This window comes from Denitromonas iodatirespirans (assembly GCF_018524365.1).
Classification (GTDB): Bacteria; Pseudomonadota; Gammaproteobacteria; order Burkholderiales; family Rhodocyclaceae; genus Nitrogeniibacter; species Nitrogeniibacter iodatirespirans.
On sequence record NZ_JAEKFT010000026.1, the window covers coordinates 58,578 to 70,280 of the forward strand.

Genomic DNA, 11,703 nt, shown 5'->3' on the forward strand with positions numbered 1-11,703 from the left:
ATACGCGCCGCAGCGGGCCCTGCCGGGTTTAGCCCCTCCTCTGTGTCAGAGACCTCTCACCTGCTTGGCACGGCGCCCTCCTTTGACGACCTCCGACCGCTGTCACCGCATTGTCATCGGCACCGACAAATTTCCGTAACCCAATCCCGATACCGTCGCGCTCTGCCCCCGCCCTCACGGGGAAACCAACAATCACAGAGGACGCGACCATGAAGCACGATGACGGGATTTCCAACACCTCGGGCAACCGCCCGTTCGAAGACGTACTCGACGTGAACCTGCAGCGCCGCAAGGTGCTGGCCGGCGGTTTGGCCGGTGCGGCGATGGGCTTCTTCGCCAGCCCCGCGCTGGCCGGCATGAAGGGCTGGGGCAAGGATGACGACGCCGCGCGTGGCCACGGCCGCGGTCGTCCGCGCAGCCGGCTGCTGGGCTTCGCGCCGGTGCCGGTGGCCGAGGGCAATGGCCCGTGGCCGTCGATCTCGGCCGACTATGATTACCAGGTGCTGATCCCCTGGGGCGAGCCGCTCGAGCCGGGTGGCCCGGCCTACCAGTGGCCGCCGAGCGCCGCCGACCAGGCGCGCCAGATCGGCATCGGCCATGACGGCATGTGGTTCTTCCCGATGGACGACAAAGCCTGTCGCGACGATGACGACCGCGCCCACTGGGGCCGCCATGCCGGCCGCTGGCAAGGTGGCGAGAACCGCCACGGCATGCTGGCGATCAACCATGAATTCGGCACCAACGCGCATGTGCTGGGCAAGGCCATGCCGGACAACCTGGACGATGTGCGCACCTCGCAGCACGCGCACGGCATGTCGGTGGTCGAGATCAAGAAGGTCGGCCGCAGCTGGCGCCAGGTGGAGAGCGCCAACGCGCGCCGCATCCACGCCAACACGCCGGTGGCCTTCAGCGGCCCGGTGGCCGGCCACGCGCTGCTCGCCACGCCGAACGGCAACATCCCGCTGGGCACGCTCAACAACTGCGCCAACGGCCACACGCCGTGGGGCACCTACCTCACCTGCGAGGAAAACTTCAACGGCTACTTCGGCGCCAGCGGTGCCTGGAGTGCCACCGAGGCGCAAAAGCGCTACGGCTTCTCGGCCAACGGTTTCGACTACGGCTGGCATCTGTTCGACCGCCGCTTCGACCTGTCGGACGAGGACTACCGCAACGAAGAAAACCGCTTCGGCTGGGTGGTCGAGGTCGATCCCTTCGACGCCACCCAGACGCCGGTCAAGCGCACCGCGCTGGGCCGCTTCAAGCACGAGGGCGTGGCGATCACCGAAGGGCGCGGCAAGCGCGTGGTGGCCTACATGGGTGACGACGAGCGCTTCGACTACATCTACAAGTTCGTCTCCGACGACAACTGGAAGAAGATGCGTCGCGCCGGCAAGAGCCCGCTCGACCACGGCAAGCTGTACGCGGCCAAGTTCAACGACGACGGTACCGGCCAGTGGCTGGAGCTGAGCATCGACAACCCGGCGCTGGCCGCCCGCTTTGCCGATCAGGCCGAGGTGCTGACCTACGCCCGCATGGCCGCCGACGTGCTCGGCGCCACGCCGATGGACCGCCCCGAGTGGACCACCGTGGCGCCCAACGGCGACGTCTATTGCACGCTCACCAACAACAGCAAGCGCACCGTGGCCGACGCCGCCAACCCGATGGCGCCGAACCCGGACGGCCACATCATCCGCTGGCATGACACCGACCAGCATGTGGGCACCACCTTCACCTGGGACATCTTCCTGATCGCCAAGGACACCCACGGCACCGAAGACAGCTTTGCCTCGCCGGACGGCCTGTGGGCCGACCCGGACGGGCGCCTGTTCATCCAGACCGACGGCGGCCAGAAGGACGGGCTGAACAACCAGATGCTGGTGGCCGACACCAAGACCGGCGAGATCCGCCGCCTCTTCACCGGCGTGAGCGGCGACGAGATCACCGGCATCACCGTCACACCGGACCGCCGTACCCTGTTCATCAACATGCAGCATCCGGGTGAGGGCGACCCCACGGTCGCCAACTTCCCGGCCGAGCTCGATGGCGTGACCGTACCGCGCGACTGCACCATCGTCATCACCCGCAAGGACGGCGGCATCATCGGCTCCTGAGCCACCGCGTCGTCCTGACAAAAAGCCCGGCAGGCGCCCGCCTGCCGGGCTTTTTCATGGCGGAGGCGTCAGCCCAGCAGGCGGGCGCGCAGGGCGATCTTGTTATGCACGTCGAGTTTGCGAAAGCAGCTCTGGAGATGGGTGCGCACCGTGGTCGGCGACACCTTGAGCTGGCGGGCAATACGCTTGTAGTCGGCGCCGTCGGCATAGGCGCGGGCAATCTGGTGCTCGCGTGCGGTGAGCAGCTCGGCGGCATCCGGCCCAGCCGGCGCGAGCGGCGCATCCGGCTCGGCCAGCAGCACGAAGGGAATCGCGAAGGCCGCCGCCTGCGTCTGTGCCGGGCTGAACGGCCGCGTGCGATCTTCGCGGTATAGCGTGAGCCAGCGCAGGCCGCCGGCATCGCTGCTGCGCACGCCGCACAGCATCAGCTGGCCGACATGATGCTGGCGCAGGCAGTCGCGCACCGGCGCGGTCGCCGCATCGGCCAGGTCCGGCTCCACCGCCACGTTCTGCAGCGCCCGCGGCAGCTCGGCAAAGCGTCGCGCCACCGGGTCGAGGTGGGCGATGCCGGCGTAGTCGGTGAGGATGCGCTCGGAGCGCCCGCGCAATTCGGCGCTGTGGATGTGCACCGCGCCGCCCGCGTGCTGGCGCCCCTCGCCCCACACCATGCCGTCGAAACCAATCTGCCGGTCCAGCCAGGCCAGCGCCTCGCGCCGGTAGTCGGCCCGCGCGCCGGTGCGCCCGAGTTCCATCAGCGCGAGCAGGTGCTTGTCATGCTCGTTCATGTCGCAGTCCTCCCTGTCGTGGGTGCGAATCTCATGCATCTGCATGATTCATTTCGCAAGGCTTCGGGGGTAGCTTAGACCGGCCGGCGCACCCCTCAATGCGGGTTTGCCCGCAAGGGCCGCCCGTCGGTGACATCACCACGGCGCGCCGACGACAAACACAATGACATGCCGAGACACCCACGCAAGGAGGAGACATGAAACACGACCTGCTGTTCGGTCTGGCCGGGGCTTTGCTGCTCGCGCCGACCGTCGCGTCGGCCCATTCGGGTTTACCCGGAGGTCTGCGCCATCATGATGTGTCGATCACCGTCCATGAGGGCGACGACGACCTGCTCACCGCCGGGCTGGGCAAATCCGGCCTGGCCTCGGCCGTCGCGCCGGCCATTGCCAACCCGCTCGCGCCGACGCCGGCCGAGCTGCGCCGGCTCAACATCTGGGCCAACTACCGCGCCCTGATCGACACCACCGACGCCGGCGGCTACGGCCGGCTGTTCGGCCCCAACATCGATCTGGCCGGCAACGATACGCTGGGCGAAGGCCTGATCCCCGGCACCGAATACCGCACCAGCCAGAACATCCGCGGCGCCAAGAACGTGACCCTGCTGGTGCAGGTGCCCGAGCACTTCAACCCGGCCCAGCCGTGCATCGTCGCCGGCCCGTCGAGCGGTTCGCGCGGCGTGTATGGCGCCATCGGCACCACCGGCGAATGGGCGCTCAAGCGCGGCTGCGCGGTGGCCTACACCGACAAGGGCACCGGCGCCGGCGGCCACGAGCTGGACACCAACACCGTCACCCTGCCCGACGGCACCCTGGCCGACGCGCGCGACGCCCGCCGCACCGCGCTGTTCCGCGCCGAGCTGAGCGAGCGGGCCCGCCAGGCCTACATCGCCCAGCACCCCAACCGCTACGCCATGAAGCACGCCCATTCGCAGGACAACCCTGAGCGCATCTGGGGCGAGTCCACGCTGGCGGCGATCGAGTTCGCCTTCGACGTGCTCAACCGATGGCATGCCACCGGCACCCCGCATCACCGGCATGGCAAGCGGCTAGGCTATCGCCCCGAAAACACCTTGGTGATCGCCGCCAGCGTGTCCAACGGCGGCGGCGCCGTGGTGGCTGCGGCCGAGGCCGATCGGCGCGGGTTGATCGACGCCGTGGTAGCTCAGGAGCCGCAGATCAACGTGGCCATGCGCCGCGGCGTGACGGTGACGCGCGGCGGCATGCCGGTGGCAACGCCGGGCCTGCCGCTGTACGACTACACCACCTTCGCCAACCTGGTGCAGCCCTGCGCCGCGCTGGCCCCCTCGGTGGCCGACAGCCCCTTCGTCGGCTTCGTGGTGCCGGCCTTCGGCGCCAACCGCTGCACCGCGCTGGTGGCCGCCGGCATGATCGCCGGCAACACCCTGGTCGAGCAGGCCGAAGACGCGCTGGCCAAATTGCAGGCCCATGGCTGGGAGCCGGACAGCAACCTGCTGCACGCCTCGCACTTCGGCTTTGCGGTGAGCACGGCAGTCAGCCTGACCTATGCCAACGCCTTCATGCGCGCCTCGGTCACCGACAACCTGTGCGGCTACTCGATGGGCACCACCGACGCCGCCGGCCTGCCGGCCCCCCCGGCCGCCAGCCCGATGCCGACGCTGTGGAGCCTGAACAACGGCGTGCCGCCGTCGACCGGCATCAACCTGATCGCCGAAGATGCCGCCAACGGCCCGATCCGCGAAGCGCTCGGCGTCTCGACCAGCACCGGGTTGGCCGACTACTACTGGGACGGCGCGCTGTGCCTGCGCGATCTGCTGGCCGAACGGCGGGTGCGCCACAGCATCGCCCAGACGGAGGTGAATGGCCGCCTCAACGGCAAGCCGACGCTGATCGTGCACGGGCGCTCGGATGCGCTGGTGCCGGTCAACCACACCTCGCGCCCCTACCTCGGCCTGAACAAGCTGGCCGAAGGCAAGCGCAGCCGGCTGAGCTACATCGAGGTCACCAACGCCCAGCACTTCGAGGCCTTCCTGCCCTTCCCCGGCTACGACAGCCGCTTCATTCCGCTGCACTACTACGGCGGCATGGCACTCGACATGATGTGGAAACACCTGACCGAAGGCGCACCGCTGCCGCCCTCGCAGGTAGTGCACACCACGCCGCGCGGCGGCGCGCCGGGCGCAGCGCCAGCGCTGACCACCGCCAACCTGCCGCCGATCCGCATCAACCCGGCCCCGGCCGAGCGCATCACGGTGCACGGCGGCCATGTGAGTCTGCCGAACTGAGTTTCGGCTGAACCGACGCACTGAAAAATGACGGGGGGCGCTGCGGCGCCCTTCGTCATATTGACCGGTCGCGGGCGCGTCTCGACGGGCGATCCGTCTCCCGTGGCGCCCGAACCGGCGCCCCTCACGTCGTCGGCGAGAGAGCGTCGAGCATGGCCCTCAGCAACACCTCGGCCGGCTGCGCACCGCTGAGACCGACAGCATCGTTGAGGATGAAAAACGGCACGCCCTGCACGCCCCGATCGCGGATTTGGCGGTGCTGGGCCAACACCTCGTCGGCCAGTTCGGCGCCGTCCAGCCAGTCGATCAGATCGGGCGCGCCCAGCCCGGCCGCATCGGCCAGTGTCGCCAGCACCGCGCTGCGCCCGATGTCCTGCCCCTGTTCGAAATAGGCCCGGAAGATGGCATGCACCAGGGCCGCCACGCGCGCCGGGTCTGCCTCCGCCGCCTGCAGCCGCAGGATCAGCCGGTGCGCCTTCACGGTCGACGGCCGGCGCCGGATGGCCGCGAAGTCGAAATGCACGCCGCTGCCCTCGGCCGCCGCGCTGACCTGCGCCTGCAAGCCCTTGACCGCGTCGAGGCTGCCGAATTTGCGCACCAGGTAGTCCGGATAGGGATGGCCATCGTCCGGCATGGCCGTATCGAGCAAGAAGGGCTGGTGACGCACCGTCACCCGGACATCCGGCCGCTGCGCCGCCAACATGGCCAAGGCGGCACCGAGCCGTGCGCCGCCCACATGGCACCAGACGCAGACGAAATCGGCAACCATGTCGATGCTCAGGGTCGGCGCCTCTTCAGGCATATTGCTCAACACAGCGATCTCCAGGAGAATCCCGCCCCCGACCCCGGGGGCGCGGCGCCTTCAGTTTAGGCACAAAATGCCCGGACGGCGCGCAGCCGGCCGGTCCGTACCGCCGGCCAGGACGAACGACGCGCGCTCGCGCAGGTCTGACACGCACAACCCGGCGCTGGCCTTGGTGCCGACGTCGGCGAGCGGCTTGACACCCGCCCGCAAGCGTCAACAATGACAGAAACTCTCGGTGTTTTTCGCGCATGCCCAAACCCGTACCTGCCGACCTCGACGCCCTGCTCAACCGCCCCGACCTGTGGCGCGGCGGCAACTGCGCGCGCCCGGCCGGCGCGGCGGTCGGCAGCGGCCATGCGGCGCTCGACGCCGTGTTGCCCGATGGCGGCTGGCCCTGCGGCAGCCTCACCGAAGTGCTCACCGGAGCGCTCGGCGCGGGCGAGCTGAGCCTGTTCCTGCCCGCCTTGCGTCAGCTCGACGCCGAGGCCGGCTGGATCGTCCTCGTCGCCCCGCCCGCCCCGGTGCACGCCCCGGCCTGGCATCAGCTCGGCCTGCCACTGTCGCGCCTGCTGGTGGTGGAGGCGGGCGGTGCCGACGCGGCCTGGGCCTGCGAGCAGTTGCTCGGCAGCGGCGCACTGGCCGCCCTGCTGGCCTGGCTGCCCGCCGCCGACGCCCGCAGCCTGCGCCGCCTGCAGCTGGCCAGCAGCGGGTCGCGCACGCTGAGCCTGATCTTCAGGCCCGAACGCGTGGCCAGCCAAGCCTCGCCGGCGCCGCTGCGCCTCGCCTTGCGCGGCCGTCACGACGGGCTGCAGGTAGACATCCTCAAACGCCGCGGCCCGCCGCTGGCCCAGCCGATCACCCTGAGCATCGAACGCCCCCTGCCCTGGTCACGCCTGGACCAGCCGGTCCGCCCGCCCGCCCCCGTCGCCACCGCGCGTCACACGGCCTGACGAGGCGCGCCCGTGCGCTGGCTGGCCATTCATTTTTTTCGCCTGCCGGTCGAGGTGCTGGCCCTGCCGGCCCCCGCCGCCGCGGTTGCCCAGCAGCGCATCGTCGCAGCCGACAGGCCGGCCGAGCAGGCCGGCATCCGCCCCGGCATGCGCCTGGCCGACGCGCTCGCCCTCACCGCCGCACTGCGCCCGCATGAGCGCCAGCCGGCGCGCGAACACGCCATGCTCGAATCGCTGGCCTGCTGGGCCGGCCACTTCACGCCCCAAGTCAGCCTGGCCCCGCCCGACACCTTGCTGCTCGAAATCGGCGGCTGCCTGCGCCTGTTCGGCGGACAGGCGGCCTTGCTCGACGCCATCCGCCAAGGCGCCGAAGCGCAAGGCCTGAGCCTGCGCTTCGGTCTGGCCGACACGCCCTTGGCCGCCCACTGGCTGACCCTTGCCGACAGCACCGCCGACGACTGGCAAGCGGCGCTCGCGGCCCTGCCGGTGGCTGTGCTCGCGCTGAACGATGGCGCCTGCAAGCGCCTGCGGGCGCTCGGGCTCGACACCCTGGGGCAACTCTTCGCCCTGCCCTCCGCCTCGCTCGGCCATCGCTTCGGCCAACAGCTGCCGCTGCAACTGGCGCGAGCGCGCGGCGAGTTGGCCGATCCGCAAGTCCCGTTCGCGTTCCCAGAGCGCTTCGTCCAGCGCCTCGAACTGCCGGCCAGAGTCGAACACGCCGACCACTTGCTGTTCGCCGCCCGCCGCCTGCTGCTGGCCCTGGCCGGCTGGCTGGCCGCCCGCATGGCCGGCATCAGTACCTGCACGCTAGTGCTGCAGCATGAAGACATCCCGCCGACCCGGCTGGCGCTCGGTTTCGCCGCCTTGACACGCGACGCCGAGCGTTTCCTGCGTGTAACGCGCGAGCAGCTCGAACGCCACACGCTTGCCGAACCGGTCGTCGAACTGCAGCTGATCGCCGACGCCCCGCAGGATCTGCCCGGCAACAACAGCGCCTTGTTCGGCCAGCAGGGCGCCGGCGACATCGGCCCGGTCGTCGAGCGCTTGCGCGCCCGGCTCGGCGACACGGCCGTCCACGGCCTGGCGCTGCAGGACGATCACCGCCCCGAATGCGCGTCCCGCGCGGTCGACTGGCCGGACGAAAAATCCGCGGCCCAACCCGCGGCCACACAGCGGCCACTATGGCTCAAACCCGAGCCTCAGGCGCTGCACGAAGTGGCCGGCCGCCCCACCCACGGCGGCACCCCATTGCGCCTGCTGACCCGGGCGGAGCGGATCGAGAGCGGCTGGTGGGACGCCGACGAAGCCCTGGGTGACCTGCGCCGCGACTACTTCGTGGCCGTCACGGCCCAGGGCAACTGGCTGTGGATCTTCCGCGACCCGGCCGGCTGGTGGCTGCATGGCTACTTCGGCTGACCCGGCCGCGCGCGGGCCACGCCCGGCCTATGCCGAGCTGCATTGCCTGTCCAACTACAGCTTCCTGCGCGGCGCCTCGCATCCGGAAGAGCTGGTCGCACGCGCCTGGCAACTGGGCTATCGCGCACTGGCGATCACCGACGAGTGCTCGCTGGCCGGGGCGGTGCGTGCCCATGAAGGGCTCAAGCAACTACGCGCCGAACACGGCGCGGCGGTGGACCGCTTTTCGCTGATCTACGGCGCAGAATTCACCCTCGCCTGCGGTTTCAAACTGGTGCTGCTGGCCTGCAACCGGGCCGGCTACGGCAACCTGTCGGCGCTGATCACCCTGGGGCGACGACGGGCCGGCAAGGGCAGCTACCATCTGACCCGCGGCGACATCGACGCGTTGGCACCCGCCATGGCCGTGCCCGACTGCCTCGCCCTGTGGGTACCCCACGAGACCGCGAGCGCCGACGACGCCCGCTGGTTTGCCAAGCGTTTCGGCGAGCGCGCCTGGCTGGCGGTGGAGTTGCACAATGGTCCGGACGACGCGGCCCGCCTGGCCCGACTCGGTCGCCTCGCCGCCATGGCGGAGTTGCCGATGATCGCCGCCGGCGATGTGCACATGCATCGGCGCAACCGGCGCCCACTGCAGGACACGGTGACCGCCCTGCGCCATCAGTGCACCGTCTTCGAGGCCGGCCGGCGTCTGTTCCCCAACGCCGAACGCCATCTGCGCCATCCGCTGCGCCTGGCGCGCTTGTATCCGGCCGCGCTGCTGGCGGAAACGGTGCGCATCGCCGAGCGCTGCCGGTTTTCGCTCGACGAGCTGCGCTACGAGTATCCGCAGGAGGTCGTCCCGTCGGGCGAGACCGCCACCAGCTACCTGCGCCGCGAGACCACCGCCGGCCTGCTGCGCCGCTATCCAGCAGGCGTGCCGCGTGAGGTGCAGCGCACGGTGGACAAGGAACTGGCGCTGATCGCCGAGCTGCGCTACGAACCGTTCTTTCTCACGGTCTATGACATCGTCTGCTTCGCCCGCCACCAGGGCATCCTGTGCCAGGGACGCGGCTCGGCGGCCAATTCGGTGGTGTGTTTTGCGCTCGGCATCACCGAAGTCGACCCGACGCGTGCTTCCTTGCTGTTCGAGCGCTTCATCTCGCGCGAACGGGGCGAGGCGCCCGACATCGATGTCGACTTCGAACACGAACGGCGCGAGATCGTCATCCAGTACATCTACCGGAAGTACGGCCGGGAGCGCGCCGCGCTGGCCGCGACGGTCATCCGCTACCGCACCCGCGGCGCACTGCGCGACGTCGGCCGGGCGCTGGGGTTCAGCGCCGAACAGATCAGCGCCCTGACCCGCTCCATGGCTTGGTGGGACAAGCGCGAGCAGTTGCCGCAGCGCCTGCGTGAGATCGGCCTCGCCCCCGACGGCCCGCGTGTCGCCAAATGGCTCGCACTGACGGACCAGCTGATCGGCGCACCACGACACCTGTCGCAACATGTGGGCGGCTTCATCATTTCAGATGGCCCGCTGGCGCGGCTGGTCCCGATTGAAAACGCCGCCATGCCGGATCGTTCGGTGATCCAGTGGGACAAGGAAGACCTCGAATCCCTCGGGCTGCTCAAGGTCGACGTGCTGGCCCTGGGCATGTTGTCGGTCATCCGTCGCGCGCTGGCGCTGGTCGGCCAGCGCCGCGGAACGACCATGAGCTTGGCCGATATCCCCGACGGCGACACGGGGACCTTCGACGCCCTGTGCAAGGCCGATTCGGTCGGCGTATTCCAAGTCGAGTCGCGCGCCCAGATGGCCATGCTGCCGCGCCTCAAGCCCCGGCAATTCTACGACCTGGTGGTGCAGGTGGCGATCGTGCGCCCCGGGCCGATCCAGGGCGACATGGTCCATCCCTATCTTTCACGCCGCAATGACCGCGAATCGGCTACGCGCGAGATGGAGAAACTTCCTCCGCCGGTGCGCACAGTGTTGGAACGGACGCTGGGCGTGCCGATTTTCCAGGAACAGGTGATGAAACTGGCCGAGGTCGCCGCCGGATTCACGCCGGGTGAAGCGGATGAACTGCGCCGCGCCATGGCCTCCTGGCGTCGCAAGGGGCACATGCAACAGTTCAAGGACAAGCTGCGTAGCGGCATGGCCGAACGCGGCTACACGCAGGCGTTCGCCGACGCCTTGTGTCGCCAGATCGAGGGATTCGGGGAATACGGCTTTCCCGAATCCCATGCCGCCAGTTTCGCTCTGCTGGCCTACGACTCGGCATGGCTCAAACACCACGAACCGGAAGCGTTCCTGTGTGCCCTGCTGAACAGCCAGCCCATGGGTTTCTACCGACCGGCCCAGCTGATCCAGGACGCGCGCCGCCATGGCGTCCAGGTGCTGCCGGTTGATGTTTCTAAAAGCCAATGGGATTGCACGCTGGAGTCGCTGCCCGACGCACCGGATCGCTGCGCTGTGCGACTGGGGCTACGCGAGATCGACGGACTGTCGCGACACGTGGCCGAACGCATCGAAACGGCGCGGAGCAGCGCCGCCTTCACGTCACTCCATGATCTCGCCCAACGCGCCGAACTCGCAGCCATCGATCTCGATCGCCTCGCGGTCACCGACGCCTTGAAAGTGCTGGCCGGCGAACGCCGCAACGCCCTGTGGGCAGCCAGCGGCTTGCATCGCCAAGACGACCTGTTCGACACCGCGCCACCGCAAGAGCCGTCAGTCTCGTTTCCTGCCGCCAGCGAAGCAGACGCCATCCTGACCGACTACGCGAACCTTGGTTTCAGCCTCGGCCGCCATCCCATGGCATTGCTGCGGACCAGACTCTCCGAACGGCGCTTCCTCGCCGCAGATGCGCTGATCAAGCTACCGCATCTCGCTCTGGTCCGTGTCGCCGGCATCGTCACCACCCGGCAACGCCCCGGCACGGCCAGCGGCATCGTTTTCGTCACGCTCGAGGACGAATCCGGTTTGAGTAATATCGTGGTCTATTCCGATCTGGCCGAACAACAACGCCAAGTCCTGCTTCGCTCTCGACTTCTGGGCGTTTTCGGGCAGTTGCAGCGCCAGGAGACAGTCATTCACGTTCTGGCCAAGCGACTGGTCGATTTGACGGATTGGATGGAGGATCTGACTACCCACAGCCGGGACTTTCACTGATTGACGATTGCTGCCTCGCAGGGAGTCTTCGCGAGCACTAGGAATTCTGGCTTCTGGCTAGGAATTCTGGCTTCTGTTCGGGTTTAGAAATAAAAACCCCCGCAGTCAAGATGACTACGGGGGTTTTTCTTTTGGTTAGTCTGACGATGACCTACTTTCACACCCGAGTTGGGCACTATCATCGGCGCTGTTCCGTTTCACGGTCCTGTTCGGGATGG

At 68.9% G+C, this 11,703-nt stretch carries 7 protein-coding genes; 5 read left to right on the plus strand and 2 right to left on the minus strand.

The window, feature by feature from the left end:
* The first annotated feature begins 209 nt into the window (after window positions 1-209).
* Window positions 210-2,111, plus strand: coding sequence for a PhoX family protein (locus I8J34_RS18910; RefSeq protein WP_214363187.1), 1,902 nt, complete (start codon window positions 210-212; stop codon window positions 2,109-2,111).
* A 68-nt stretch (window positions 2,112-2,179) separates the two neighbouring features.
* On the opposite strand, the gene I8J34_RS18915 is transcribed toward I8J34_RS18910, so the two are convergent.
* Window positions 2,180-2,896, minus strand: a complete 717-nt coding sequence (locus I8J34_RS18915; protein WP_214363188.1) for a helix-turn-helix transcriptional regulator — start codon at window positions 2,894-2,896, stop codon at window positions 2,180-2,182.
* Between the two features lie 197 nt (window positions 2,897-3,093).
* Between I8J34_RS18915 and I8J34_RS18920 the strand changes: the two genes are divergently transcribed.
* Complete coding sequence (locus I8J34_RS18920) at window positions 3,094-5,163, plus strand: 3-hydroxybutyrate oligomer hydrolase family protein (protein ID WP_214363189.1); 2,070 nt, start codon at window positions 3,094-3,096, stop codon at window positions 5,161-5,163.
* A 124-nt stretch (window positions 5,164-5,287) separates the two neighbouring features.
* Here I8J34_RS18920 and I8J34_RS18925 read toward each other — a convergent pair whose 3' ends face one another.
* The gene (locus tag I8J34_RS18925) at window positions 5,288-5,965 is read right to left on the minus strand and encodes a DsbA family oxidoreductase (RefSeq protein ID WP_230411917.1); all 678 of its coding nucleotides are present in this window, start codon (window positions 5,963-5,965) and stop codon (window positions 5,288-5,290) included.
* Between the two features lie 251 nt (window positions 5,966-6,216).
* On the opposite strand from I8J34_RS18925, the gene imuA reads away from it, so the two are divergent.
* From imuA to I8J34_RS18940, 3 genes are read left to right on the plus strand one after another with little or no spacing between them, the layout of a single operon-like run.
* A complete protein-coding gene (imuA, locus tag I8J34_RS18930) occupies window positions 6,217-6,918 on the plus strand; it encodes a translesion DNA synthesis-associated protein ImuA (RefSeq protein WP_214363191.1) in 702 nt (233 codons plus the stop codon).
* 12 nt (window positions 6,919-6,930) lie between these two features.
* Entirely contained in the window at window positions 6,931-8,334 is a 1,404-nt protein-coding gene (locus I8J34_RS18935) for a Y-family DNA polymerase (RefSeq protein ID WP_230411915.1), read from the plus strand.
* Window positions 8,318-11,485, plus strand: a complete 3,168-nt coding sequence (locus I8J34_RS18940) for an error-prone DNA polymerase (RefSeq protein WP_214363192.1) — start codon at window positions 8,318-8,320, stop codon at window positions 11,483-11,485. The genes I8J34_RS18935 and I8J34_RS18940 overlap by 17 nt, the downstream gene beginning before the upstream one ends.
* Window positions 11,486-11,703: the final 218 nt, after the last annotated feature.